At 41.3% G+C, this 25059-nt stretch carries 23 protein-coding genes, 19 tRNA genes and 2 riboswitches; of the genes, 40 read left to right on the plus strand and 2 right to left on the minus strand.

What is annotated here, in order from left to right:
• The first annotated feature begins 4 nt into the window (after positions 1–4).
• A complete protein-coding gene (locus DESDI_RS08465) occupies positions 5–259 on the plus strand; it encodes a helix-turn-helix domain-containing protein (protein WP_015262214.1) in 255 nt (84 codons plus the stop codon).
• 400 nt (positions 260–659) lie between these two features.
• Positions 660–989 (plus strand): helix-turn-helix domain-containing protein, encoded by a 330-nt coding sequence (locus DESDI_RS08470; protein ID WP_015262215.1) that lies wholly within the window; start codon positions 660–662, stop codon positions 987–989.
• Between the two features lie 69 nt (positions 990–1058).
• Here DESDI_RS08470 and DESDI_RS08475 read toward each other — a convergent pair whose 3' ends face one another.
• Positions 1059–1406, minus strand: coding sequence for a helix-turn-helix domain-containing protein (locus DESDI_RS08475; RefSeq protein WP_015262216.1), 348 nt, complete (start codon positions 1404–1406; stop codon positions 1059–1061).
• Positions 1407–1567: 161 nt separating this feature from the next.
• Between DESDI_RS08475 and DESDI_RS08480 the strand changes: the two genes are divergently transcribed.
• From DESDI_RS08480 to DESDI_RS08640, 32 genes are all read left to right on the plus strand, one after another.
• Positions 1568–1771 carry a hypothetical protein gene (locus DESDI_RS08480; RefSeq protein WP_015262217.1) on the plus strand — a complete coding sequence of 68 codons (204 nt, stop codon included), beginning with the start codon at positions 1568–1570 and terminating at the stop codon, positions 1769–1771.
• Between the two features lie 599 nt (positions 1772–2370).
• Positions 2371–2613: an AbrB/MazE/SpoVT family DNA-binding domain-containing protein gene (locus DESDI_RS08490; RefSeq protein ID WP_015262219.1), complete on the plus strand. Its 243-nt coding sequence runs from the start codon at positions 2371–2373 to the stop codon at positions 2611–2613.
• Between the two features lie 255 nt (positions 2614–2868).
• Positions 2869–2963: riboswitch (cyclic di-GMP riboswitch) on the plus strand.
• Between the two features lie 384 nt (positions 2964–3347).
• Positions 3348–3797 carry a sigma factor-like helix-turn-helix DNA-binding protein gene (locus tag DESDI_RS08495; protein ID WP_015262220.1) on the plus strand — a complete coding sequence of 150 codons (450 nt, stop codon included), beginning with the start codon at positions 3348–3350 and terminating at the stop codon, positions 3795–3797.
• 553 nt (positions 3798–4350) lie between these two features.
• Positions 4351–4731 carry a hypothetical protein gene (locus tag DESDI_RS08505; protein WP_015262221.1) on the plus strand — a complete coding sequence of 127 codons (381 nt, stop codon included), beginning with the start codon at positions 4351–4353 and terminating at the stop codon, positions 4729–4731.
• 103 nt (positions 4732–4834) lie between these two features.
• Complete coding sequence (locus DESDI_RS08510) at positions 4835–5221, plus strand: recombinase family protein (RefSeq protein ID WP_015262222.1); 387 nt, start codon at positions 4835–4837, stop codon at positions 5219–5221.
• A gap of 12 nt (positions 5222–5233) precedes the next feature.
• Complete coding sequence (locus DESDI_RS18070; RefSeq protein ID WP_015262223.1) at positions 5234–5395, plus strand: hypothetical protein; 162 nt, start codon at positions 5234–5236, stop codon at positions 5393–5395.
• Between the two features lie 76 nt (positions 5396–5471).
• Positions 5472–7082, plus strand: coding sequence for a recombinase family protein (locus DESDI_RS08515; protein ID WP_015262224.1), 1611 nt, complete (start codon positions 5472–5474; stop codon positions 7080–7082).
• A gap of 1 nt (position 7083) precedes the next feature.
• On the plus strand, positions 7084–7977 hold the full coding sequence (locus tag DESDI_RS08520; RefSeq protein ID WP_015262225.1) for a recombinase family protein: 894 nt from the start codon (positions 7084–7086) through the stop codon (positions 7975–7977).
• On the plus strand, positions 7956–9587 hold the full coding sequence (locus DESDI_RS08525; protein ID WP_015262226.1) for a recombinase family protein: 1632 nt from the start codon (positions 7956–7958) through the stop codon (positions 9585–9587). Before DESDI_RS08520 ends, DESDI_RS08525 begins: the two co-directional genes overlap by 22 nt.
• A 211-nt stretch (positions 9588–9798) precedes the next feature.
• Complete coding sequence (locus DESDI_RS08530; RefSeq protein ID WP_015262227.1) at positions 9799–9981, plus strand: hypothetical protein; 183 nt, start codon at positions 9799–9801, stop codon at positions 9979–9981.
• Between the two features lie 99 nt (positions 9982–10080).
• On the plus strand, positions 10081–11007 hold the full coding sequence (locus DESDI_RS08535) for a hypothetical protein (protein WP_015262228.1): 927 nt from the start codon (positions 10081–10083) through the stop codon (positions 11005–11007).
• A 31-nt stretch (positions 11008–11038) separates the two neighbouring features.
• The gene (locus tag DESDI_RS08540) at positions 11039–13090 is read left to right on the plus strand and encodes an ATP-dependent nuclease (protein WP_041219371.1); all 2052 of its coding nucleotides are present in this window, start codon (positions 11039–11041) and stop codon (positions 13088–13090) included.
• Positions 13087–14868: a UvrD-helicase domain-containing protein gene (locus DESDI_RS08545; protein ID WP_015262230.1), complete on the plus strand. Its 1782-nt coding sequence runs from the start codon at positions 13087–13089 to the stop codon at positions 14866–14868. The genes DESDI_RS08540 and DESDI_RS08545 overlap by 4 nt, the downstream gene beginning before the upstream one ends.
• A gap of 374 nt (positions 14869–15242) precedes the next feature.
• A tRNA-Asn gene (locus tag DESDI_RS08550) sits at positions 15243–15317 on the plus strand.
• Between the two features lies 1 nt (position 15318).
• Positions 15319–15395 (plus strand) — tRNA-Ile (locus DESDI_RS08555).
• Between the two features lie 5 nt (positions 15396–15400).
• A tRNA-Gly gene (locus tag DESDI_RS08560) sits at positions 15401–15474 on the plus strand.
• A 334-nt stretch (positions 15475–15808) separates the two neighbouring features.
• Positions 15809–17479 carry a ribonuclease J gene (locus tag DESDI_RS08565; protein WP_015262231.1) on the plus strand — a complete coding sequence of 557 codons (1671 nt, stop codon included), beginning with the start codon at positions 15809–15811 and terminating at the stop codon, positions 17477–17479.
• A 68-nt stretch (positions 17480–17547) separates the two neighbouring features.
• Positions 17548–17623 (plus strand) — tRNA-Glu (locus DESDI_RS08570).
• Between the two features lie 5 nt (positions 17624–17628).
• A tRNA-Val gene (locus DESDI_RS08575) sits at positions 17629–17704 on the plus strand.
• A 6-nt stretch (positions 17705–17710) separates the two neighbouring features.
• Positions 17711–17786: transfer RNA gene (locus tag DESDI_RS08580), tRNA-Asp, on the plus strand.
• A 29-nt stretch (positions 17787–17815) separates the two neighbouring features.
• Positions 17816–17899: transfer RNA gene (locus tag DESDI_RS08585), tRNA-Tyr, on the plus strand.
• Positions 17900–17911: 12 nt separating this feature from the next.
• Positions 17912–17986 (plus strand) — tRNA-Met (locus DESDI_RS08590).
• Positions 17987–18025: 39 nt separating this feature from the next.
• A tRNA-Gln gene (locus DESDI_RS08595) sits at positions 18026–18100 on the plus strand.
• A 4-nt stretch (positions 18101–18104) separates the two neighbouring features.
• Positions 18105–18180, plus strand: a tRNA-Lys gene (locus DESDI_RS08600).
• Positions 18181–18202: 22 nt separating this feature from the next.
• Positions 18203–18277 (plus strand) — tRNA-Gly (locus DESDI_RS08605).
• Positions 18278–18284: 7 nt separating this feature from the next.
• Positions 18285–18361 (plus strand) — tRNA-Arg (locus tag DESDI_RS08610).
• Between the two features lie 28 nt (positions 18362–18389).
• Positions 18390–18465, plus strand: a tRNA-Thr gene (locus DESDI_RS08615).
• A gap of 8 nt (positions 18466–18473) precedes the next feature.
• Positions 18474–18558: transfer RNA gene (locus DESDI_RS08620), tRNA-Leu, on the plus strand.
• Between the two features lie 14 nt (positions 18559–18572).
• Positions 18573–18663 (plus strand) — tRNA-Ser (locus tag DESDI_RS08625).
• A 20-nt stretch (positions 18664–18683) separates the two neighbouring features.
• Positions 18684–18758 (plus strand) — tRNA-Asn (locus DESDI_RS08630).
• 1 nt (position 18759) lies between these two features.
• Positions 18760–18836: transfer RNA gene (locus DESDI_RS08635), tRNA-Ile, on the plus strand.
• A gap of 5 nt (positions 18837–18841) precedes the next feature.
• Positions 18842–18915, plus strand: a tRNA-Gly gene (locus DESDI_RS08640).
• A 74-nt stretch (positions 18916–18989) separates the two neighbouring features.
• On the opposite strand, the gene DESDI_RS08645 is transcribed toward DESDI_RS08640, so the two are convergent.
• Positions 18990–19379, minus strand: coding sequence for a CoA-binding protein (locus tag DESDI_RS08645; RefSeq protein ID WP_015262232.1), 390 nt, complete (start codon positions 19377–19379; stop codon positions 18990–18992).
• 161 nt (positions 19380–19540) lie between these two features.
• Positions 19541–19726: riboswitch (cobalamin riboswitch) on the plus strand.
• A gap of 121 nt (positions 19727–19847) precedes the next feature.
• Here DESDI_RS08645 and DESDI_RS08650 point away from each other — a divergent pair.
• The 6 genes from DESDI_RS08650 to DESDI_RS08675 all read left to right on the plus strand — a co-directional run bounded on the left by DESDI_RS08650 (position 19848) and on the right by DESDI_RS08675 (position 24944).
• Complete coding sequence (locus DESDI_RS08650; RefSeq protein WP_015262233.1) at positions 19848–20588, plus strand: energy-coupling factor ABC transporter permease; 741 nt, start codon at positions 19848–19850, stop codon at positions 20586–20588.
• A 3-nt stretch (positions 20589–20591) separates the two neighbouring features.
• On the plus strand, positions 20592–20900 hold the full coding sequence (locus DESDI_RS08655) for an energy-coupling factor ABC transporter substrate-binding protein (RefSeq protein WP_015262234.1): 309 nt from the start codon (positions 20592–20594) through the stop codon (positions 20898–20900).
• Between the two features lie 51 nt (positions 20901–20951).
• Complete coding sequence (cbiQ, locus tag DESDI_RS08660) at positions 20952–21722, plus strand: cobalt ECF transporter T component CbiQ (RefSeq protein WP_015262235.1); 771 nt, start codon at positions 20952–20954, stop codon at positions 21720–21722.
• Positions 21723–21846: 124 nt separating this feature from the next.
• The gene (locus tag DESDI_RS08665) at positions 21847–22725 is read left to right on the plus strand and encodes an ATP-binding cassette domain-containing protein (RefSeq protein ID WP_015262236.1); all 879 of its coding nucleotides are present in this window, start codon (positions 21847–21849) and stop codon (positions 22723–22725) included.
• Positions 22726–22774: 49 nt separating this feature from the next.
• A tRNA-Gly gene (locus DESDI_RS08670) sits at positions 22775–22849 on the plus strand.
• A 55-nt stretch (positions 22850–22904) separates the two neighbouring features.
• The gene (locus DESDI_RS08675) at positions 22905–24944 is read left to right on the plus strand and encodes a TaqI-like C-terminal specificity domain-containing protein (RefSeq protein ID WP_015262237.1); all 2040 of its coding nucleotides are present in this window, start codon (positions 22905–22907) and stop codon (positions 24942–24944) included.
• Positions 24945–25059 lie beyond the last annotated feature (115 nt).

The following is a 25059-nucleotide window of genomic DNA, read 5'->3' on the forward strand; positions in this document are numbered from 1 at the left end:
AGCCGTGGGTTACTTTACACCCGTTTATGCATCGGAGCTGCCGCACCGGGCGAGATCTGTCTATATGTACCTGCATGACCGCGCTGATAAGGACGGCAAATGCTATCCAGCGATTGGTACCATAGCGAAGGATTTGAAGCTGTCCCGCAGTACGGTCAAGCGTGCTCTTGCTGATCTAGAAAAAAGCAGCCACATAAGAAAGGAACAAAGGTGGCGCGAAAACGGCGGTAAGAGCAGTTGTATGTACTTTATTCTTTAAGCTCCCTGTAGCTGGAATAAAGAATAAAATCATTTTCCACCAAGGGGGGTGTCTGTTTATTCGGTGAACTCAGGAATGGTTCATGGTGAACCATGAAGGCGAACCTCTCACTCTAAGAGATCTTATCTACAGAAAAAGAACAATAAATTCTTTGCTGATCAGAGTGAAACTGACTTAAAAAAAGAACAGTATAAAAGTAAGGCCGAAATATGATAAAACTAATATCAGGGGGAACAAAAATGTTCCGCCTGACTTCTTCGTTCCCATAAAGAAATTTATATATGTAACACCAATGGCGTTATACTAACTCAAATGGAAACTGTTGGTCTATATGTCTGAATAATATACTGTTACTTATGGCGTTAATATAATACTAATAGAGTTATCGGAGGTGAGTATTATGAAATATAAGGCTATCGGCAAGCGGATTCAGCAATACAGAGAAGCAAAAGGCTATACACAGGAATCATTTGCAGAAATTGTTAAGCTGACTCCTAATTATTTATCTGCCATTGAGCGCGGTGTAAAAACTCCAAGTGTTGAAACTTTAATTGAGATCATAAACAGCCTGGATGTATCAGCGGATGATATTTTAATGGATGTAATCAATGCGGGCGATAAAATCAAAGCATCAAAGTTGTCTGAAGCAATCGGCAATTTGCCGCAGGATGAACAGAGAAGAATTTTTTCAGTTGTGGAAACACTGATAAAAGAGGCAAAGTCTAAATAACTATGTTCAGATGATACACAGAACTTTATAGAGCCGCATAAAAAACAAGCCTAACAGTTTTTTTAACTGCTAGGCTTTATGCTTCATTAGCTGAAACGTCGTGTCGATAAGATTTAAAATCAGTTTTTGGTCTTCAAGACTTAAGGTATTAAGCTTGTTTATTATCAGGGACATTGTGGTACTGTCCGTTTCCGTGTTAGTCGGCTGTATGTATTTAAACAGATCCTCGAAAGTTACTCCCAAGGCCTTAAGGATTTTATCTAAGCTAATTAAAGAAGGGTTCCTTTCTCCTCTTTCCAATCTGCCTAAATGAGAGGAATCTATGCCTGCTTTTCCTGCCAGGTCCTCTTGACTCAACCCTTTTTCAGATCTTAAAATCCTTATCCTGTCACCTACAATTTTTGAAATATCACTCATTAAATCACCACCCATCATATAGAAGTTATATGGTGGCGGTGATAATGACAAGGTTATATTAGTCAGATTTATTAAGATTATGACTAATAAGCCTTGACTGAGGTATGAATTTTGTCTATACTTGGAATATATGCATTTTTTTCCAAAGGAGGCGAGATTCGATGATGTGGTATTCGGATAATCCAAGAGACAACCTGATAGCTTTGGCTGTCTTAACCGGCATTCTTGCTGTAACAGGTATAGTGAATTTAATAAAAAAGCATAGAGAAAAGCAGCATGAGGAATCCAAACAGAAACAGTCTAGGCAGAGCGTAAACATCCTTGATGAGAACATCATTCATTTAAATAAAAACGGCAGGAAGTGATAAATGTGAATTTTGTACTTGATTACTACAGTAAATATGGGAAAATGCCTGACCCTATTTATATTTTCACTCTGATCGGAATACTGGTTATAGTGCTTGCTGGATTGGTTATTTTAGAGCATAGAATACATAAAAAATAAAAAGAATTATTTTTATCTATATATTTTTCTTTCGACAGATATTGACATATTAACCATGATATACTAATACTAGTAGAGTTACATTACCTCTATTAGTATTAGTAACGGGAGTGATATTCATGTACAAAAAACTCTGTATGAAGATGTTAGCAATCAGAATCGAGTGGCATTGGTACCTTATTATGCGATGTAGAAAAAAAGGTAAAATTCTTTTTGAGAAAGGGCCGCCATATACTTCTGACGAGATATTGAGACTAAGCAAACGCCTGGATCGTCAATGCAACAGCATCTGGCAGCTAGAATCTATATATACGAGTCTGGCAAAGATCAATCCGGTTTGTAATGATGAATACAAAGAAAAAACTTTATGCAAACAAATATAGCATAAAATTCAGCGGGTATAACCATACCCGTCATAAGGCATCAGAACGGCTTAAATAGATATAAGGAGAAACGATTATGAAAGTGATTACTACAAGAAAAATAGACGAGCTTGGTAGGGTTGTCTTGCCGATTGAATTAAGGACAAGCCTCGACATTCAATCTGGTGATGAAATTGATATTTGTACTAATGAAAAAGGAACTATCGTTTTACATAAAGCAACAGAACGATGTGTTTTTTGTAAGGGTAAAGATAATCTTATCCATGTGATGGATAAACATGTTTGTACATCATGCAAGGAGATCATAAACAAAGCTTAACGATATTAAAATTTAGAACTCTACTTAACCGGGTGCAAAAACGCACTCGGTTTTTTTGGGATTGTTTTTAATAATGGAGTCAATTTATTAAAAAATAGTTAATAAATATTTTTTAACAATTTAAACGACATGAAATGACAAATATTTGAAATTAATCATTGTATAATGGAATTAATTGGAATAATATAAATTTTATGGTCGTAACTTTTAAGGAAGTGATGCCAGTCTTATTACTTTTCAAAGAAAAAGTTAATCATGCGACAAGGGCAAAACTGTTTAAAAGCAGTGACGCAAAGCCACAGGGTCTAAGGGGCTACTTGCAGTAGTACTATGACAGCCTGGCTACCGAACTGATTGTGTTCTTAACGTAACTCTGCCCTTTTTTAGGCAGGGTTTTATTTTTGGCACAACTTATAAATTCAAATGCCGTGAATGTGGCTTTATTTGTCATCCCGTCTTTTAAACATTTTGCCCGGATAAAAAGGAGGGCAAAATGAGGATAAAGGCAGCTATAAAGGGCTTGAAATAAAGACATTCCTGTCTTTCGTAAGACTCAATACATAAATCAATTAACAAGTAATTCGGACGACATTAAAGAGTCCGTAATTTGCTATTGGCAAATTGCGGGCTTTTTCTGTTCTCTAAATAAAAAATCGAACTCAATAGGCTGCCGCTCTCCTCCGCTTGTTCTTCATTTCAGGATTTCAAACATCAAGAAATGGAGGACAAGCCCTATGGCTAAATATAATAGAAAGACAAATTATCGGGAGAAATATCCCGATTTGAGCGACGAAATTATTGAGGTACTGGAAAAAAGCGACCGCAAGATGGAATACCAGCAGCTCGATCTGAAAATCGAACGGCATAAGATTGACTACGTCAAAGGAACCGTTACATACCTGCCCAGCCGGGAGGACTCCTATGAACGACTCATGGAGGAAAACAGGCAGTTTGCCGCCGATGCTGAAGGCGTGGATGATGCCGCTGTGAAGGCTGTGCTGATTGAGAAAATGCTGGACTGTCTTAAGTTGCTCTCAACGGAAGAACAGGAGCTGATCACCGAGCTGTTTTTCAGGAGCAAGAGCGAGCATCAACTGGCAAGGCAAACCGGAGTCCCACAGATGACGATTCATGACAGAAAAGTTAAAATTCTCGGCAAGCTAAAAAAACTTATGAAAATTTAAAAATTTTTCCGTTCAACCCCCTTGCTCAACGTGGAAGTAAGTGAGGGGGTTTTTCTATTCTCCCTTTTGCTCCTTGAAAATATCATATCCGGCAGCTTAAATACATGAGCTGTCCAGCCGTGATGAGCGGCAGCGACATTGACGGGCGCGCCAAGACTGCCTGCAGATGGGTGACAGACATCTGTCGAACCGATGGCATCGAAGGTGACGAGCGGCAAAGCCCGGTCATAAAACAGTCTATGGTGGACTGTTTCGCAATGAAATGGACAGTGACAATGCTACTTCCGTCCAGCCACAGACTCAAGCAATGGGGGCGGCTCGCAGAGATCCTGGGAGAGGTGAAATTCCTATGAGGTTTGCCGACCACAAACCGTTTAAGCTGTTGCCCTATAAGAGTTTTATGACTCTTTACGCTTTGGGAAGTAGTGTCGAGTAAAAGCGTGCGAATGAAGAATAAGCAGATCTTTTGATCTCAGAAACTACGCTGCAGGACAATTTTGTCCTGCAGCGTCCTTGTGAGATTAAATTCAAAATAAGCAAGGGGGAAAGCAGATTGGAAAAAGAAGTATTAGCAGAACTGTTAAGCAAGGATCTAATCGTCGGACATGTGTATAGATATGACGGAAACGAGCAGGTTTACTATTTCGAAAATTCTCCATCCAACATTGCTAATTTTATAATGCTGCATAAAGAGCATGCAAACAAAATGATTTTGACGGATAGGCTTGATAGGCTTGTACTGAATACCTTTGGCGAATTTATTAACCGCTGCCCGAATCAGGAACTTCTGCAGAAAATCTTAAAAGATCTTGTACCCATGCAGATGGGCGATAAAGATCCGGTGAGTATCCCGGTTGCCGGTGAAGAAGAAGTTCAGACCTTTTGGGACGAAGAAGAACAGAACGTGATTAAAACCGAATTCCGGATGCTATAGCATGGGTTATTCTCTAAAGCTAGAAAGTTAGTTTTTAGCAGGCGGCAGGAGAGTAATTCCTGCCGCCTGCTTATCTCAGGAAAACAGAAACGGAGGGTTATACATGAAAGAACAGAAACGCGCATGGACTTACAGCCGGATTGATGCGCCCGAAGATGCACACGGCAGCTTAAAAAGCCAGAAAAAAGAGCTTTTTGATTATGCGGAGCAGATGGGCTTTGCGGTAACCGGAAGCTCCGAGGATCTCGGCAGCGGATTGGATTTTAACCGCACCGGCCTTCTGGAGGTAATGAAAGCCGCCGGGGACGGAAAAATGGATGTACTGCTGGTAAAAAGGCTTGACCGCCTGGGACGGGACATGGTGAGAATACTGGAGTTTCTCCGGGGACTCGACCAACTGGGTATCCGGCTTTACTCCCCGATGGAAGGCGAAATCAGATTTGCCCAATTTGATGAACTGTACCATGAGCTTGTTATGAGCTTAGAATAGGAGGATGTCGCTATGGAAGAAGCAAAGAAAAAAGCAACCGCCAACGCCGACTATATCGGCATCTTAAATGCCCTGAACTGGCTGGTTTCCATTGGAAAAATCACTTCGGAGGATAGCCGAAAGACTGCCTCTCGCATTGCCGGACAGCTGGGGGTATCCATCCTGATTGTTTAGTGGTTTTTATGATAGCTATTGAAACGATTGTGTGGTAATGTCTGTTGTTGACAAACAAAGAAAGGAGGCAAAAGCCGTGAAACCAAGCATAAATCTGACTGACGGAGCCCTAGCGAAAAAGCTGGCGACGGAAGCCCCGCAGGTCATCGTCATTGACCCAATCCAGCAAATTAGAAGCAACAAGCTGCGCGTCGCGGCCTATGCCCGTGTCAGCAGCGACTCCGACGATCAGGAAAACTCCTTTGCCGCCCAGGTCAAGGCATACACCTCCTTCATCCGTGAGCATGAGGATTGGGATATGGTCGACATGTACGCTGACGAGGGCATCACAGGTCTGCGGATGGATAAGCGGGAGGATTTTCTCCGCCTACTCCATGACTGCCGCAGAGGGAAGATCGACCGCATCTTAACTAAATCCGTATCGCGCTTTTCCCGAAACACTAGGGACTGTCTGACCACCATCAGGGAGTTGAAGGCTCTTAGCGTCAGCGTCTATTTTGAAAAAGAGAACATCGACACCGCCACGATGACGGATGAACTCATTTTCACCTTTTTCGCCGGAAATGCACAGAATGAGTCGATGTCTATATCCGGCAACATGCGCTGGAGCTACGAGCACCGCATGAAATCGGGCAAATTTATCACCTGCAAGGCTCCTTTTGGATACCGCCTTGTGGAAGGAAGGCTGGAGATTCAGGAACAGGAAGCGGAGATCGTCCGCTATATTTTTGACAGCTATTTAAACGGAAAAAGCAAGGATGAGATCGCGCAGGAGATCACTGCTATGGGCTATCCCACAAGGGACGGCAAGAAAAAATGGCAGTACACCACCATCGACTATATGTTAAAAAACGAGCGCTACATGGGGGACGCTCTCCTGCAAAAGAGATACACTACCAACGCTCTGCCCTTCCGGAAAAAGCGGAATAATGGCGAACAGGACAAATATTACTTCAAATATTCCCATCCGCCTATTCTTTCTCCTGAGGTTTTCGAGCAGGCACAGCAACTCAATCAAAGCAGGGTTCTTCCAACCATGTCAAAGCGTTCAGAATACCCCTTAAGCCAAAGAATCCGGTGTGGGGAGTGTGGATCGTCCTTTAAGCGTAAAATCTGCCGTGGAAAAATCTATTGGATATGCTGGAACCATAACAGCGGCAAATCAAATTGCTCCATCACCCAAATCCCCGAAGCGGAAATCTACGGAGCGTTCCTCCGGTTATACAACAAGCTGAAAATTCATTATTCCATCATCCTGAACCCCATACTGGAACAAATGCAGACCCTGAAAAGGAACCGCAATCTCAGCAACACGCAGGTGGTTCAAATCAATCAGAATATTGCGGAGCTTACAGAGCAGAATCATGTGCTGAACGGACTGAAGTCCAGAGGCATCATCGATTCTGCTCTGTTTTTATCCCAAACAGGTGAGGTGAACCGGCAGATCCGTGTCCTCAAGGCAGAAAAAAACAAGCTGATGGAGCAGGATGAGGATGACAGTACCATCACCGAAACTCGGTGCCTCATCTCCATGCTGGAGGACAGTCCAGAACTGCTGACCGAATTTGACGAAACGATATTTGACAGCATGGTGGAACTTGTCGTCGCAGAATCCAGCGAACGCCTGAAATTTAAGTTGATAAACGGTCTGAAGCTTGCCGAGACGATAGAAAGGACGGTGAGATAGCATGAAGCAGCGATATATACCCTTCGGATACCGGCTTTCCGGAGGCTCAATCATCACACATGACACGGAAGCGGATCTGTTGAGGATGATTTTCAATCGGTATCTTGCCGGAGAGTCCTACAGCCAGATCGCCGCCGAACTGGAAGCGTCAGGCGTACCCTATAGAGAAGGTACATCCCGCTGGAACAAAAACATTGTGGGGCGCATCCTGCAAAATCGTAAATATACTGGTAATGACAATTATCCGTCGCTGATCGCGGAGGATGATTTCATACAGTCAGCCTTGCTCCAACAGGAGAAATACACCCGGAAAGACATCCGCACTGCGCCTGAAATTACCGCCCTAAAGAAAAAGGCGGTGTGTGGCGAATGCGGTGCCACATACGAAAGAATACCTGACAGCCGTTTCGGGGAACGGTGGAAATGCAAAAACACGGAATGCCGACCAATGGTTAAAATCACCGATGCCCATCTGAGCGCGCAGGTGGTTTCACTGCTGAACCGGATGATACAGAATCCGCGAGAGCTTGATAGCCTTCAAATAGTAAAAGAACTCCATAACCTTGAAATTACGCGGCTGACCAATGAGATCAACCGGGAACTGGATAAGCCTGACTGCAATGAGGGCCTCGCCAGAACCTTGATCATGGCCCGCGCCGCTATTCAATATGAACACTGCCCGGATGCCCTGCTGCCGGAAAAGACAAGAAGGATCAAGGAAACGCTGGAAAACCATGCCTCAATAACGGAACTTGATCCCGAACTCATTTTGCAGACCGTGGACGCTGTCATAATCCAGCCTGACAGCACGGTTTTCCTTAAGCTGATCAATGGAATGATAATCCAAAACACAGAGGAAAGGAGCAACCCGCCATGCAAACAGCAGAATGCTTAGCACAACCCCAAATTATCGTCATCCCCGCCATTCCAACCACGCAGCTCAGAACCGTCCAGCGCCAGCTGCAGGTGGCGGCCTACTGCCGGGTATCCACCAATCAGGAGGAACAGCTCACCAGCTACGAAGCGCAAATGGCCTACTACACCGACAAAATCATGACCAACCCCGAATGGACCATGGCAGGTATTTTTGCGGATGAGGGTATTACCGGCACCTCGGCAAAAAAACGGCCGGAATTTCTCCGGATGATCCGTCTGTGCAAGCGAGGCAAGATCGACGTGATACTGACGAAATCAATAAGCCGTTTTGCGAGAAACACTGTTGACTGCCTGAACTACATCCGCGAACTTAAAGAACTGGGCATACCTGTCATTTTTGAAAAGGAGAACATCAATACCATGAAGGCCGACAGTGAGATCATCATCACCATGCTGGGCGGCTTTGCACAGGCTGAATCGGAATCCATTAGCCAGAACGTCCGCTGGGGCAAGCGTCAAAGCTTCAAAAGCGGCAAGGTCTCCTTCCAATACTCCCGCATCTACGGCTACGAACGCGGTGAGGATGACAGACCCCATGTGATACCTGAACAGGCCGAAGTAGTTAAAAGGATTTTTGAAAACTACCTTGCCGGAATGAGCGTGGCGAACATAAAGAAGATGCTGGAAGCCGATGGTATCTCCGCCGCAGGTGGCAAGCCCCTGTGGTCGGAGGGTGCACTCCAGTACCTGCTCCGTAACGAGAAATACTGCGGTGACGCGCTCCTTCAAAAGACTTACATAGAAAACTGTATCAGTAAAAAGATTAAAAAAAATAACGGAGAGCTGCCCAAATACCTTGTCAAGGATCATCATGAAGCCATTATAGGCCGTCCGCTTTTTGAACTGGTACAGGCGGAAATTGCACGGAGGGCAGGAAAACGCAAGGTGTCGGACAAGACCAGTAAAACCCAGCAGTCCAAGTACAGCAGCCGCTACGCCATGACTGAGCTTCTCGTCTGCGGCGACTGTGGCAGTGCCTTCCGGCGGGTGACCTGGGCGAAGCGGGGCAAGAAAAAGGTGGTGTGGCGGTGCATCAGCCGCCTGGACTACGGCACGAAATATTGCCAAAACTCACCTACCATCGAGGAAGAAGCCCTTCATGCGGCGCTGCTGGACGCTATCAACAAGGCAATGGAAAATCGGGAGCAGCTCATCGGCATCCTGAAATCCAATCTGGAAATCACACTTTCCGAGAAAAATTGCGAAGAAGTAAACCCCCTCCTTCTGGAAAGCAGAATCCGCGAACTGCAAAAAACCATGATGGAGCTTGTGGCGGTCAGTGTAAAGGCCGGAAACGCCAGAAGCTACGAGGACAAATTCAAGGAGATTTCGGAGGAAATCCAGTCCCTGCAAAAAGCACTGGAGAGCCATAAAGCACAGCAGAACGGTCCCGACGCCCTCACTCTGCAGATCGAGGATCTCTGCAGGACCCTGCAGGATGCTCCCTTCGAATGCACCGAATACAAGGACAGCGTCGTTCGGCAGTTGATCGACACCATCAAAGTTATGAGCGAAGATAAGCTACTCATTATTTTCAAGGGCGGCTTTAAGATGGAACAGTATATATAACCGCAGATTTCCATAATAAAACGGAAAGTCCTCATAAATATGCGAGGGCTTTTTATATTCAACCGGCTAAAGTGAGTACGAATACGTCATATACTACCGCAGATTATTGCATATTTCACATACACGTGTTTTCGATAGCAATCCATTGTATTATTCGCGTTATGGATATATAATAAAAATATGCAATATTTTCCTGATGAAGGGTCGTTGTATGGACTATATGACTGCAAGAGAAACATCTGATAAATGGAACATTACTCAGCGCCGAGTACAGGTGCTATGTGTCGAGGGAAAGATCCCTGGTGCCGTTCGCTTTGGTAACACTTGGGCAATACCTAATGATGCTGTGAAGCCAAAGGACGGGAGATATAAGAAGAATGAGCAGGCAAAATAGGCTAATTTATCGGGTTAATGATATTATAAAGCTAAAAATACATAAATCTTTAGCATGATATTCTTAACAGAGTAGTGCAGAATATAACGAGGTAATTATATGAGATGTGCATATTGTGGCAGAGAATCAAAAGCAACAAGAGAACACATTATTTCAAGTGGAATATTGGATTTATTCCCTGAATGTTTTTTAACATTTGACGGAAATCATAAAGTAATTCATCAAGCTGATCCCATGGTAAAGGATGTATGCGCCGCCTGCAATAATGATCGTATTTCTTATATTGATAGTTATGCCAAGCAGATCGTTCAACAATATTTTTTGAGGAAATATGAAGCCGATTCTGTTGTCGAAATTGAGTACAATTATACTTTACTTCAAAAGATGCTACTGAAATATGCGTTCAATGATCTCAGAGCAAGACAAGACGATATATCGTTCTTTAATAAAGATGTCCTTGGCTTTTTATTGAACGAAGATATCGCTAAACCCATGGATAATGTTACTGTCTTAGCAGGCTTGGCTGTAAACACATCACCAGCACCGGACTTTATGTTTGGGAACCTGAAATTACAATGGTGTAAGTCGCCTGTTTTCATGGCCAATAGTATGGTTGAAAATATTGATTATACAACTGGGCAGATTCGTATCCGAGAACCATTTGAAGTAGAAACGTTTGAAGGTTTATTGCTATCCTATATTTTCCGATTTAACAGCGGACAATTCATTCTGCTATGTTGGGATAAAGATTCGCCCAAACTTGAGCAAAACTTGACAGTTATTAAACTACAGTATCCATATACGATGCTTCATTTGAATGAAAAAACATCCACCCTGGAACGATGCACTAATGAAGCGACCTATCACCGTTTCCAATTGGTTGATGTTAATTGGGGTAATGGAATTATGGATGAAATCTCCACTATGCGAAGGCTTGCTTCTGGTTCCGATAATGAAACCATGGAAAAATTAAATGACAGTTGGCAAAAGGAAGAAGCTCGACTCGCAGAAGAACACTGTCGTTAAAAAGATTTATAAGTGTGGGGGGAAGGATAATATGTACATATCCAAAATTAGAATGATAAATTTTAGAAATTTTAAAAACACAGAAATAGAATTTAATGATGGTGTAAATGTAATAATCGGACATAATAATGCAGGAAAATCAAATCTAATAAAAGCATTATCATTAGTGCTTGATTCTCAAGTTTCAAGACAATTAGATATTGACGATTTCAATAAATACATTTCACTTGATGAACTAAAAGCTGATCCACCCAAAATAAGTATAGCTATTACAATCAATCAAAGTATTGACGAAGATTTAAATTCTGATGATTTAGTTACTGTAGGCAATTGGCTTACTCAGCTTAACGAACCTTATGAGTCATTGTTGACCTATGAATTTTTCCTTCCTGAAAAAGAAAAAAGTAATTATTTGAATATAATCACAACTGCTATAGATTTGAATATGGCATGGAAGATAATAAAGCACGATTTCATAAGACTCTTTGCATATAAAGTATGGGGAGGTGACCCAATAACTCAAACTGTTGCAGACAGCGAGTCATTACAGAAATTTGATTTTCAATTTTTAGATGCAATTCGTGATGTTGAAAGAGATATGCTTACCGGCAAAAATACGCTTCTCAGAAATGTATTAGACTTTTTTATGGATTATGAAATTAAATCTGATGTCACCAAATCAGAAGAAGATAAACGAAAAGAAATAGAAAAGAAGAAGCAAGATTTTTCCGACCATGCAGATGCGTTACTTCTCGATCTTCAAGAAAGAATGAAGCAAGGTAAGGATCAAATCCTTTCATATGCAAAGGATACAGGTGCCTCGTTTAATAAAGCCATACCAAATTTTGAGGGGAGCATTTCAGATGTTGAAATGTTCTCTGCACTTAAGTTAATTGTAGAGTATGAAACTGGTATAAAAATACCAGCGACACACAATGGACTGGGATATAATAACTTGATATTCATGTCGTTACTTTTATCAAAAATGCAAGTAAATTCAGATGGCAAATACTTAGGAAGTAATGCAAAGGTTTTTCCTGTTTTAGCGATTGAAGAACCTGAAGCACACCTTCACCCTGCGATGCAGTATCAGTTTTTGAGATTTTTAAAAAAGAATAAAACAGAGGAAAAGGTAAGGCAGATTTTCGTAACGACTCACTCAACACATATTACTTCTTCTGTTTTAATAGATGAATTAATTTGTCTACATAATGAAGCGGGGCAAACATTAGTGGGATATCCAGCAAAAGTATTTCCTAGTGATGGAAAAAGCAAAAAATATGTTCAACGTTTTTTAGATGCAACCAAATCAGATATGCTTTTTGCTCAAAAAGTGATTTTAGTAGAAGGATTGGCTGAGCAATTACTTTTATCAATTTTGGCAAGATATGAGGGAAAATCACTAGAAGAAAATCATATTACAGTAATAAATGTAGCTGGAAGATATTTTGATCATTTTTTGCATTTGTTTGACTCTCAAAAGCCATATACAATAAATAAAAAAGTGGTTTGCCTAACAGATATAGACCCCGAGAGGAAGAATAAAGATAAAGGAATAAATTTTAAAAAATGCTATCCATTTGAATTGAATGTTGATAATACGACTTATGAGTATAAGACCAATACTAGCTTAGATAAGTATCAAGAAGGTAAACACCCTAATATTGCTTCATATACTCAAGATAATATGTACGGGAAAACATTTGAATATGATTTGATTATAAACAATCCAACACTTGACTTATTAATAACTGAATCGATGAGCAATAGAGAAGAAATTATTGGACTAATGGAACTGTATAAAAGCGGGAAGCAGATTTCTGACTATGAAAAGAAGTTAAATGGCAGTGATGAAAATCAACGAATTATAGCAAGTATAAGATCAAATTCCTTATGGGGAGATGATCAAAAAGCTAAAGCTATCATAGCTTCTCGATATCTTAATTCAGTTGGGAAAGGAGAAAATGCGTTGGAATTAGCATATGTACTAGAAGAAAATCTTGCTAATAAGGGAACTGCCAAATATAAAGAATTTATTGTTCCTAATTATATGAAAAGAGCCATCGCATGGATATGTAAATGATTTCAATAAATTCAGATACATTGATTCCAATTGAACAACATTTTCGAGTATCTGCTGGTCCCGGTGCTGGTAAGACATATTGGATGGTAAATCAGATAAAAAATGTTTTACATACGTCAAAAAGATTAATGAAAACTCGTAAAATTGCTTGTGTTACGTATACAAATATCGCGGTAGAAACAATATTAAAACGTTTAGGAACTAGTGCAAGCCAAGTTGAAGTTTCTACGATTCATAGTTTTTTATATAAGCATATAGTAAAACCATATGCTTCATTCCTAGTCGCTGATTATGGTTTGGATGCAGCAGAAATAGATGGCCATGATGATTCGGTTTTACACTTAAAAAAAGTTGTTGAATGGATTGAAAATCATCCTAATGCTAATAAGTTAAAGCACCCATATGCTGTAAATCAATTAACAAAATTAGATACCAACAAGAGAGCGCTTATAGGTTGGTTATCATCGTTAAGTTATAAAATCGATAACTCCAATAATTTGAGAATTGTAGGAGATAGAGAAAAAGCCTTTTATTTAGAAGAAAGAAACGGAAAGATTGAACGTAGATATTTAAATAAAAAATGCCTGGATATTCTTGAAACAGATTTACTTGGATACAAAAAGCTTTATTGGCAAGAAGGTTTTTTAGATCACAACGATGTTCTATTTTTCAGTTATCAACTTATAAAAAAGTACCCTTTTATTTTAAAAGTTTTACAAGCCAAATTCCCATATTTTTTCGTGGATGAATTTCAGGATACCAATCCAATTCAAGTGGCTATCTTGAAACTAATAGTTGAAAAAGAAACTATTGTTGGAATAATAGGCGATGAAGCTCAATCTATTTATTCATTTCAAGGTGCAGACCCAAAACAATTTCATTCTTTTGAATTGCCATATATTGTGGATTATGAAATGGCTGATAATAGGCGAAGCACCAACCTCATCATTGATGTATTAAATAAAATTCGTGTAGATATAAGACAAAATAAATTTAGAAATGTAAATGGAGAAAAACCAATTATTATCATTGGCGAGAGAGTTGCCGCTCTTAAAAAAGCAAAAGAAAACAGTAAAAATGAAGCAATATATTCATTGTCAAGAGATAATATAACATCTAATTTAATGAAGAAAGAAATCGGAGGTACATCTTTTGATGATACACTAATCGATCAACTTTCAGATATAGACAAATCAGGTAGTAGCAATCATTATAGAAGCAAAGTGATTATTGGTTGTGTAAAAGCAACAGAACTTGCTCATGAAGGAAAATATAAAGATGCAATTAAAGAATTAGAGCAATTGTTTAAGGAGAAGAATAACAAGAGCGAAAGAAAAAAAGAAGGACTTAAATATCTATGCTTACTTTTAAAGAAATATGATGAATTGAAAAATAACTCTCTGTTTGATTTTTATTCATTTGTGAAAAGTGAAATTAAACCAGATATTTCAAGTTTAAGAAGTGGTGCGCCTAAAACATTTTATGAAGATCATAGTTATCTACAATTAGCTTTATGTGTAAGGATCAACGAGGATATTAGTAAGAATAAGACCATCCATAAAGCGAAGGGCGATGAATTCGACAATGTTTTTGTTGTATTAAAAAATGAAAAAGATTTTGAGTTTTTTTTGAAAACAAATCTATTCGGCGATGAAGAACATAGAATTTTTTATGTAGCAATAAGTAGAGCTGTGGAGAGATTATTTATCAATATACCATCATTATCTAAAGATGATTTGCCAAAGTTAGAAGGTTTGTTCAATATAATTGAAGTCTAGAAATTTTTGTTATGGATTGACTTAAAGGATGGTGATCTCACTTCGATATTTCAAGAGGCTGGCATTTCCGGTCTGCACTTTCCACGGTAACCATATCGCTGGTAGCTGGTAGTATCAGTTCGGATGACTGCTAAAAATATAGATTTTATTCTGAGATGAACAATGATTTCCGAGCAGAAGATTATGAGCAGAACGAGAAGAAAAACTATGGCATCTATATTCACCTAACTTGCCATAATATATTCATAGAAGGATTCGAACGGCCGTTAAGAAAATGCGCCCTTTGGAAGCATTTTTAGGCCCGGCGTGATAGCGTACTGAAAGTACGCGGAGCGAATCCCTCCTTCTCCGCCAGTCAATATATAAAGCACTATTCCTCGATAGCTCAACGGTGGAGCAACCGGCTGTTAACCGGTAGGTTGTAGGTTCGAATCCTACTCGGGGAGCCATGGCAGGGTAGCCAAGTGGTCTAAGGCAAGTGGTTCATACCCGCTCATTCGAGAGTTCAAATCTCTCCCCTGCTACCACACCTGCGGGTGTAGCTCAATGGTAGAGCGCTAGCCTTCCAAGCTAGTTACGTGAGTTCGATTCTCATCACCCGCTCCATACAGAAATTTTAACCGCACTGAAATCAGTGCGGTTTTTGTTTAATTCATTATGAAAAAAGCTGGTTGTATTTATTGCATTTATTTAATAACGCACATCTTTTTAATAATGTTTGCAACAATCTGCATATCATGATAAAATTATACGATAATTGTTTCTGAGCGGAAAGTTTGCCACGAGGATACATCAGATAACACTGGGGCGTTTGTGTTTTGTGGTGGTGTCTTCTTAATTCTTGCTGCAAAAAACAAGGATGATGTCACCTGGAAAAGGGTGACTTATAACACGATATTTTATGGCTGTAGCTATAATTTTAAAAATTAGGAGGTTTATCTTGACTAAAGAAAACAAATTACAGATTATTCCCCTCGGTGGATTAGGGGAAATTGGGAAGAACATGACCATCATCCGGTATAATAACCAGATTCTAATTATTGATGTGGGTATGGCTTTTCCGGATGATGATATGCCAGGGATTGATGTCGTTATTCCCGACATGACGTATATCATGGAAAATAAGGATTTAGTCCTCGGAGTTTTAATCACTCATGGTCACGAAGATCATATCGGAGCCCTACCTTATCTGCTCAGAAACTTAGACGTACCCGTTTATGGAACACGTTTGGCTCTTGGCATAATTCAAACGAAATTGAATGAAGCTAAGTTAAGTAATGTTAGAACTGTTGAGATTGCTCCGCGAGATTCGGTGAAGCTCGGTGTATTCAAAGTTGAATTCATTAATGTCAGTCATAGCATTCCCGGTGCTGTTGGTTTAGCCATTCATACTCCGCTGGGAACTGTCGTACACACCGGAGACTTCAAGCTGGACCACACCCCGGCAAGCGGGGAAATGCTCGATGTTCACAAGTTTGCTGAGCTTGGGGATAGAGGGGTGCTTTGTTTGCTATCGGACAGTACCAACGTCGAACGCACAGGCTTTACTCCATCAGAAAAATTTGTAGGACAGAATATCGATGAGGCGTTTTCGAGCGCCGAAGGACGAATTATTTTTGCTAGCTTTGCTTCAAATGTCAATCGATTGCAACAAGCTATTTTAGCAGCGCACAAATACAATCGCAAGGTTGCTGTTGTTGGGCGTAGTATGGTGAATGTCGTGGATATTGCCTCTGATTTAGGCTATTTGGATATCCCTGAAGATACGTTGGTTGAAGTGGACGAAATTGTTAATCTACCCGTTGAAGAAGTATGCATTCTTACAACAGGTAGCCAAGGTGAGCCTATGTCAGCTTTAACGCGGATGGCTCAACATGACCATCGTCAAATATCTATCAGCCCTGGGGACACCGTAATCATTTCTGCATCACCTATTCCCGGTAACGAGAAGGCTGTTGCACGTAATATTGATATGCTTTTCAAGCTTGGTGCAAAGGTGATATACGAGCACATTTCGGGGATGCACGTATCTGGGCATGCAAGCCAGGAAGAATTAAAGTTGATGATTAGCATGGTTAAACCCCGTTACTTCTTACCTGTGCACGGTGAGTATCGTATGCTTATGAAGCATGCGGACCTTGCTGGTGAACTTGGTATACCAAAGGAAAATACATTTATCGCCGAAATCGGCAATGTTATCGAGTTCACTCGACATGGCGCTAGAATTGCTGATAAAGTAACATCCGGTCGAGTTCTCATCGATGGCTTAGGTATAGGCGATGTGGGTAATATAGTATTGAGAGATCGCAAGCAACTCTCACAAGATGGGATCCTTATTATTGTGCTGACCTTAAATGGCGCTAATGGATCTATTTTGTCAGGACCGGATATTGTTACCCGAGGATTTGTCTATGTAAGGGAATCTGAACCGATGCTTGATGAGGTTAAGGAAAACACACGTAGAATTATGGCTCGGTGTCAGCAAAATGGCATTCGAGAATGGGCTAGTCTTAAAAACCAGATTCGTGATGGGGTTGGCAAACAACTTTACGATAAAACAAAGAGACGACCCATGATTATTCCTATTATTCAAGAGGTTAAAGGTCTTTAAGTTTAAACGAAACATTCCATTGACATTTAAGTTCAATTCAGATATACTAACAAATGTTCCGCGAAAATGGCCCATTGGTCAAGCGGCCTAAGACACCGCCCTTTCACGGCGGTAACACGGGTTCGAATCCCGTATGGGTCACCAAATTAGGGCGATTAGCTCAGCTGGGAGAGCGCCTGCCTTACAAGCAGGATGTCGGCGGTTCGATCCCGTCATCGCCCACCAAAATACGGCCCCGTGGTGTAGTGGTTAACATGCCTGCCTGTCACGCAGGAGATCGTCGGTTCAAGTCCGATCGGGGTCGCCATTTTAATTTAATAGCGCGAAACACATAGTGGGTAGGTGGCCGAGTGGTTAAAGGCGGCAGACTGTAAATCTGTTCCGAAAGGTACGGTGGTTCGAATCCATCCCTGCCCACCACTAAAAAAACGTCGCGGGATGGAGCAGCGGTAGCTCGTCGGGCTCATAACCCGAAGGTCGTCGGTTCAAATCCGGCTCCCGCAACCAAAGGTTTTAAGTCAACGGAAGTTGATTTAATAGAAGCGTAGGGATGTCGCCAAGCGGTAAGGCACCAGACTTTGACTCTGGCATTCGTAGGTTCGAATCCTGCCATCCCTGCCATTATGAGCCATTAGCTCAGTCGGTAGAGCACCTGACTTTTAATCAGGGTGTCCCGCGTTCGAGTCGCGGATGGCTCACCATTTTCTAACAAGGCAATGAGATGCGGGTGTAACTCAGTGGTAGAGTGTCACCTTGCCAAGGTGAAAGTCGCGAGTTCGAATCTCGTCACCCGCTCCAAAACAATGCGCTCGTAGCTCAGCTGGATAGAGCGTCTGACTACGAATCAGAAGGCCGGGAGTTCGAATCTCTCCGAGCGCACCATTTTAAATTGTATTAAACAATCCCTTACGCCGTTATAGCTCAGTTGGTAGAGCGCATCCTTGGTAAGGATGAGGTCACCGGTTCAAATCCGGTTAACGGCTCCATAAACAATGCGGGAGTGGCGGAACTGGCAGACGCGCACGTTTGAGGGGCGTGTGGGTAACTCCATACGGGTTCAAGTCCCGTCTTCCGCACCATAAGTAAATATTGCGGAGAAGTACTCAAGTGGCTGAAGAGGACGGTTTGCTAAACCGTTAGAGTGGGTAACTGCTGCGAGGGTTCGAATCCCTCCTTCTCCGCCAGTCAATATATAAAGCACTATTCCTCGATAGCTCAACGGTGGAGCAACCGGCTGTTAACCGGTAGGTTGTAGGTTCGAATCCTACTCGGGGAGCCATGGCAGGGTAGCCAAGTGGTCTAAGGCAAGTGGTTCATACCCGCTCATTCGAGAGTTCAAATCTCTCCCCTGCTACCACACCTGCGGGTGTAGCTCAATGGTAGAGCGCTAGCCTTCCAAGCTAGTTACGTGAGTTCGATTCTCATCACCCGCTCCATACAGAAATTTTAACCGCACTGAAATCAGTGCGGTTTTTGTTGTAATATATACCGAATCATTATATAAAACCTGTTATCTTGGTTGAGCTTGAACCAAAACACATTCGTTGCTAACTAGCATTAAGCCTTTTTCGCGTCCCTTACGAAGCGCTTCTTGACATTCTGCGCCGGGTTGCATCCATACTCTTTTGATGCCAAGTTGAGCACATTCATCGATTATTTTTTCAGTTACTGAGGGTGGAACGATTATACTGACTACGTCAGGCAGGGTAGGTAATGAGCTCAATGAGGGATAGCAAGGCTCTCCATCAATCTCAGAAAGCTTTGGATTGATGGGGTAGACAGTGTAGCCGCTTCTTTTCAGTTTTTTATAAACCTTGTGGCCAAATTTGGCTGGATCCGATGATACTCCGACGACCGCCCAAATTTCCTGATTTAAGCATTCTTGAATATTATTTTGCATTGTTGCGCACCTCAATCTTCTTATATTTCTATTGGGTTATATTCCTATTATAACAACTGCAAGTTCAACATGCGATGCGTCACCTTAAAATGGCAATATATTATGGATAAGATTTTTCTTGATTATATACATTTTGTATAGAAACTTGCTATAATGTTCTTATAATTGAAAAGAGGAAGAGTTAGATTTTCCGAAAGGAAAATCTTAAGGGAAGTCAGTCGATCTGACGCGGTGCCCGCCACTGTAAGAGGGAGTTAATCCACACTAATGTCACTGGAGTTTATCTGAGAAGACGTGGGTTAATGAAGAACTTAAGCCAGGAAACCTGCTCGCCTCCATAGTTCAAAGCAACCTACGGGATGTTAGGGAGGTAGATATCATGTTCGAGATATTTGTATCAAGTTCAGGATAGGACCCTTTCCGTTGGAAAGGGTCTTTTTGTGCTATTAAGATTGAAGGAGTGAGGCCATGTCCAAGCGCTTACAACTCTTTATTGGCTTATTATTGATGTTGCTTAGTGTTCCATACAAAGCATCAGCTATGCATATTATGGAAGGATTTTTGCAACCTGGCTGGGCAGTTGCCTGGGGTGCTTTAACCATACCTTTTGTTGTATTGGGGATATTCTCCATTAAAAAGACCATTTCGTCTAATCCTCGCTTAAAAATACTCTTAGCTATGGCAGGAGCGTTTGCCTTTGTTCTATCGGCTTTGAAACTACCTTCGGTTACGGGGAGTAGCTCACATCCCACTGGGGTAGGTTTTGGAGCGATTCTTTTTGGCCCTACTGCGATGACTGTCATCGGGGTAATTGTGCTTTTGTTTCAAGCTCTGCTTTTAGCCCACGGAGGTCTGACGACTCTCGGGGCAAATGCATTTTCAATGGCAGTGGTCGGCCCTTTTGTGGCCTATGGTGTTTATAAGCTAGTTCAAAAATTCAGAGGCCCTCAATGGCTGGGCGTGTTTTTGGCAGCGTCATTAGCTGATTTAGCTACTTATGTTATGACATCAGTGCAACTTGCTTTAGCTTTTCCGGCTGAAGTGGGAGGTTTTGCGGTTTCTCTAGCCAAGTTCATGGGGATTTTTGCAGTGACTCAGATTCCTCTAGCTATTAGTGAGGGAATCCTAACTGTAATCATCTTTAACGCCTTGAGTAGTTATGGCAAAGAAGAAATGAAAGATCTCAAGCTTTATACAAAGGAGGTCTAAGGTATGGCGAATTCAGTTGTTGAAAAAACAAAGAAATTCAGTATGAAGGTAAATCTTGTGCTCCTATTGAGTGTTGTCGTTATAACTGTCACACCCTTGTTTCTCCTCAAGAATGCTGAATTTTCCGGAGCAGATGGATTGGCAGAGGAAGAAATCATGAACCTTCAAGCCGACTACGCCCCCTGGTTTTCCCCACTCTTTGTGCCTGCCAGCGGAGAGATTGAAAGCTTACTTTTTGCGCTTCAAGCTGCTCTTGGGGCTGGAGTGATTGGTTTTGGTCTAGGATATCTTAAAGGACGAAGTAAGGACTAGAAGCGGAATTCGGTGACTGCTGAACGATGCGCGAAAGGAGCTCTGTGAAAAATGCTTAATACAGATACTTATGCTTATGCTTCACAGCTCAAGGTCATCGAACCGATGCAGAAATTTATCTTTGCCATCCTGACGATGGGGGTGTGCCTTTGGGCGGATAACCGTCTTATCTCCATAGCTGTAATAATAATCATGAGTAGCATTGTCATACTACGTGGAGGCACACCCCTACCATATTTTCTGAAATTAATATCGATACCCATGGCCTTTTTAATAATAAGTGCTTTTACCATTGCGATTGGGTTCTCAATCGATCAACAGAATTTTATATTGGCCATACCTGTAGCAAATTTTTGGCTGGGTATCACTCAAAGCGGATTGCAGCAAAGCATTAATCTGTTTTTTAGAGTATTGGGCTCTGTATCCTGCTTATATTTTCTTGCTCTGAGCACCCCAATGGTGGATTTGTTTTCCGTCCTTCGAAAACTTCGACTTCCTAAGTTGATGATAGAAATGATGGAGCTAATTTATCGTTTCATATTTGTACTTTTGGAAACTGCAGGGACCATGTATACCGCCCAAAATTCTCGACTGGGTTATGTCAACCTTGTTTCAGGGTATCGTTCCATGGGGAGCCTAGTTTCAGCTTTGTTTATTCGCTCTTATAAGCGTTCCAATGAATTATATACTTCTTTGGAGGCTCGGGGATATGATGGAGAGCTTAGAGTCCTGGAAGAAAAATATGTTGGCAATAAATCGCTACTTTACATGGCTGTTGGTATTAACGGGCTGTTAATCTTACTGGCTAGTGTACTAAAGTAGGACTTCGCGAATTAAATTCGTCGTGATTCGTCGACTAGTTGGAATTCAACCCTGTTCAAGCTGTTCGGGAACTGGATTTTCGGATCAGGATAGAGATGACGTTAGATGAGGAAGAAGAGATAGAATGAATGATACTATATTAGAATTAAGAGATCTCCATTATTATTATCCTGACGGGACGCATGCTCTCAAAGACGTCAACATAAAGATCAAGAAAGGGCATGTTACAGCTTTGTTGGGGGGCAATGGGGCAGGTAAGTCCACTCTGTTTCACCATCTAAATGGGATTGTAAAGCCTTCTTCAGGTATCGTGTTCTTTAATAATCAGCCTGTGAATTACTCCCGAAAGGGGCTCGTCGATCTAAGACAATCGGTCGGGATGGTTTTTCAAGATCCGGATAACCAGCTTTTTTCGGCTAGTGTTTATCAGGATATTTCCTACGGGGCGCTAAATCTTCAGTTGCCAGAGGAAGAAGTGCGGAGAAGGGTGGAGCGTGCTCTGGTGAGAACAGGAATTGCTCACTTGCGTAATAAACCTACCCATGCACTTAGTTTTGGACAGAAAAAACGTGTAGCAATCGCCGGGGTGTTAGTTATGGAACCACGGATCTTGGTATTGGATGAACCGACGGCAGGGTTGGATCCTAAGGGAATATCGGAGATTCTCAAGCTCTTAAAACAAACTCAACAAGAGATGGATTTAACGATACTTATTGCTACCCATGATATCGATATAGTTCCGCTCTTTTGCGATTATGTGTTTGTTATGGATGAAGGAAAAGTCTGTTTAGAAGGAACCTGCGGAGAAGTATTTGCTAGGAAAGAGGCCCTGCGCAGTGTTAATCTCAGGCTACCAAGAGTTGGACATCTCATGGAGATTTTAGCGAATCGAGATGACTTCGAACTAGACGATATTCCCATGACAATTTCCGGAGCACGCAGGGAGTTGAAAAAATGGAGAGAGCGCAGCGGTAGGGGACAAGAGGTTTTTTGGGGGGATTAGTAATAATACTTGACTGTTCGCTATTTTTTGTTATAATATTTATTGTCACGCGGAAGTGGCTCAGCGGTAGAGCATTGGCTTCCCAAGCCGAGGATCGCGGGTTCGAATCCCGTCTTCCGCTCCATAAGTAGTCGAGACGTCGCAAGGGTTTGCGGCGTTTTTTGTTTTGGGGGGTTACCATGGACAGAAGCAGTTTTAAAAGCAAGGCAGAATATATGAATATTGATGATGTATGTGCTTATCTATCTATATCTAAGGCTACAGCGAAAAATTGGATTAGGAGCAATAAGCTTAAACCTATTGAAGGATATGGGCAGAAGAGTTTTTTTCTGCGAGGTGAGGTTGCAGCGCTTTTAAAACAAATAAAGAGTGGAGCTTTACCCAATCTAAAGACACGACGTAATAAAGCCTTTGTTTCAGGAGCAGTAATTCCCAAGAACTACCTTCAAAACAAATTGGGTATCGATATTGTTGAGAATATTATTGCCCAGACCCATGCTATCGATTTGCCGGAGGATTACGCACGCGTGATATTGGCAGAATATGCGTTGAAATTATTGAACAGTCGTAACATGGGAATGAGGGAATCGGCGAAAAGAGGAGATCTTTTTTCTAAGAATCCTGAGAATTGTATACTGCCACTGTATCTCCAAGACAGACAGGTCGCTGGCTGTTATTATTCGTTGATTAGTGATCTTCTTGAGGGGATAAAGGATCTCGAAATAAAAATCAGTCGCTTATCTCCAACACTATGTTTTCCTTTAACATACATTGATGGTCAAGACGTATTAGGTCTCTTATATATGTCCTTACAGAACATAGGTGCACGAAAGACTCAAGGTGTATATTATACCCCTTCGACTGTTGTAAGGGATGCCGTAGATCAGCTCATGCCTGAACTTAATAAAAATAGTAAACTTCTTGATCCCTGCTGTGGAACAGGGAATTTTTTAATCTATGCCCATAAATGTATGAAAGAGTTAGAAGGATTGTATGGCTATGATATTGACCCTTTAAGTGTATCCTTGACACGGATCAATATGGCTTTGGCTACCAAGACGGATAATATTGAGCTGCTCTATCGTAATTTCATTTGCCAAAATGCTTTACTTCGTGAATCGCAATCTGAGTTTGATGTGATTATCGGTAATCCTCCTTGGGGCTTCAACTACAATCTAGAGGAACAAAAAACTTTAAGAGAAGTCTATTGTTCCGCCCATACGAAGACCGTCGAGTCCTTTTGTGTTTTCACCGAATTTGCTTTGAAAAATGTAATTGATGGAGGCAAAGTTGCATTTGTTTTGCCTCAGTCTCTTCTCAATGTGAAAATACATCAGCCTTTGCGTGATTATCTATGGAGAAACGCCAAAATTAAACGCATTCGTTATTGGGATGATGTCTTTGACGGGGTACAATGTCCGGCAATAACTTTAACCTTGGAGAAGGACCAAGAAGAGTTGGGGATTAAAGGGATGGAGGTTGTTACAAACTACAGTGCGTTTAATATCAATAGTGAAAGAGTTCTTGCTCAAGCCAATTGGAATTTTAACCTGACTGATGAAGAATACACCTTGCTGCAAAAAATTGAATCCGCCGATAAAATCATTCAATTAAAAGACAAAGCTGATTTTGCTTTAGGGATTGTAACAGGAGATAATAAGAAGTTTCTTTCTAATATAAGGGATGAGTTTTCTGAACCTATTTATAGAGGAAGTGATGTCTTTAAATATAAATGTCGACCTGCTAAGAATTTTTTAAGGTTCGAGCCTAGTGCATATCAGCAAATAGCACCTATTAATCTCTATAGAGCAAAGGAGAAGCTGATTTATCGTTTCATCGGGGGGAAACTGATTTTTGCTTACGATTCTACTCAAACGCTAACTCTAAATAGCGCGAATATAATGATCCCTAAAATTGAGGATGTTAGTGTTAAATACATACTCGCCGTTTTAAATTCTAGGGTTGTCCAATATTATTTTAATAAACGCTTTAATACCTTGAAAATTTTGCGTTCCCAAATTGAAGACTTACCTATACCTATCTTGGCTAGAGAGCAGCAGTTTAATATTGTTCAAAAAGTAGATGGTATTTTGGCAGGCGATGATCCTGATAGAGTCCATGACCTCTACGAAGCTATTGATGTTGAAGTAAAAGAATTATTTGGCATAGCGGATTCTGAATATGAGAGTATTAAGAGGGAACTCATTAGAAGAGTATAATTGCATTTTGGGGAGAAATGTCGTTAGGTAATCAATCATGTGAGTGAAACGCATAAGAAGATTGAAACGAGGAAAAATATAACATTATTTTTAGGATTGACAACTGAGATGTCAT

It is taken from the genome of Desulfitobacterium dichloroeliminans LMG P-21439, assembly GCF_000243135.2.
GTDB classification, from domain to species: domain Bacteria; phylum Bacillota; class Desulfitobacteriia; order Desulfitobacteriales; family Desulfitobacteriaceae; genus Desulfitobacterium; species Desulfitobacterium dichloroeliminans.

Bases quoted from the DNA above. Each gene is read 5' to 3' on its own strand.
- DESDI_RS08655 (WP_015262234.1), top strand. From the start codon at position 20,592: ATGGCGAATTCAGTTGTTGAAAAAACAAAGAAATTCAGTATGAAGGTA.
- DESDI_RS08525 (WP_015262226.1), top strand. From the start codon at position 7,956: ATGCAAACAGCAGAATGCTTAGCACAACCCCAAATTATCGTCATCCCC.
- DESDI_RS08540 (WP_041219371.1), top strand. From the start codon at position 11,039: ATGTACATATCCAAAATTAGAATGATAAATTTTAGAAATTTTAAAAAC.
- DESDI_RS08495 (WP_015262220.1), top strand. From the start codon at position 3,348: ATGGCTAAATATAATAGAAAGACAAATTATCGGGAGAAATATCCCGAT.
- DESDI_RS08520 (WP_015262225.1), top strand. From the start codon at position 7,084: ATGAAGCAGCGATATATACCCTTCGGATACCGGCTTTCCGGAGGCTCA.
- DESDI_RS08475 (WP_015262216.1), bottom strand. From the start codon at position 1,406: ATGAGTGATATTTCAAAAATTGTAGGTGACAGGATAAGGATTTTAAGA.
- DESDI_RS08530 (WP_015262227.1), top strand. From the start codon at position 9,799: ATGGACTATATGACTGCAAGAGAAACATCTGATAAATGGAACATTACT.
- DESDI_RS18070 (WP_015262223.1), top strand. From the start codon at position 5,234: ATGGAAGAAGCAAAGAAAAAAGCAACCGCCAACGCCGACTATATCGGC.
- DESDI_RS08675 (WP_015262237.1), top strand. From the start codon at position 22,905: ATGGACAGAAGCAGTTTTAAAAGCAAGGCAGAATATATGAATATTGAT.
- DESDI_RS08470 (WP_015262215.1), top strand. From the start codon at position 660: ATGAAATATAAGGCTATCGGCAAGCGGATTCAGCAATACAGAGAAGCA.
- DESDI_RS08535 (WP_015262228.1), top strand. From the start codon at position 10,081: ATGAGATGTGCATATTGTGGCAGAGAATCAAAAGCAACAAGAGAACAC.
- DESDI_RS08650 (WP_015262233.1), top strand. From the start codon at position 19,848: ATGTCCAAGCGCTTACAACTCTTTATTGGCTTATTATTGATGTTGCTT.
- cbiQ (WP_015262235.1), top strand. From the start codon at position 20,952: ATGCTTAATACAGATACTTATGCTTATGCTTCACAGCTCAAGGTCATC.
- DESDI_RS08480 (WP_015262217.1), top strand. From the start codon at position 1,568: ATGATGTGGTATTCGGATAATCCAAGAGACAACCTGATAGCTTTGGCT.
- DESDI_RS08645 (WP_015262232.1), bottom strand. From the start codon at position 19,379: ATGCAAAATAATATTCAAGAATGCTTAAATCAGGAAATTTGGGCGGTC.
- DESDI_RS08510 (WP_015262222.1), top strand. From the start codon at position 4,835: ATGAAAGAACAGAAACGCGCATGGACTTACAGCCGGATTGATGCGCCC.
- DESDI_RS08545 (WP_015262230.1), top strand. From the start codon at position 13,087: ATGATTTCAATAAATTCAGATACATTGATTCCAATTGAACAACATTTT.
- DESDI_RS08665 (WP_015262236.1), top strand. From the start codon at position 21,847: ATGAATGATACTATATTAGAATTAAGAGATCTCCATTATTATTATCCT.
- DESDI_RS08490 (WP_015262219.1), top strand. From the start codon at position 2,371: ATGAAAGTGATTACTACAAGAAAAATAGACGAGCTTGGTAGGGTTGTC.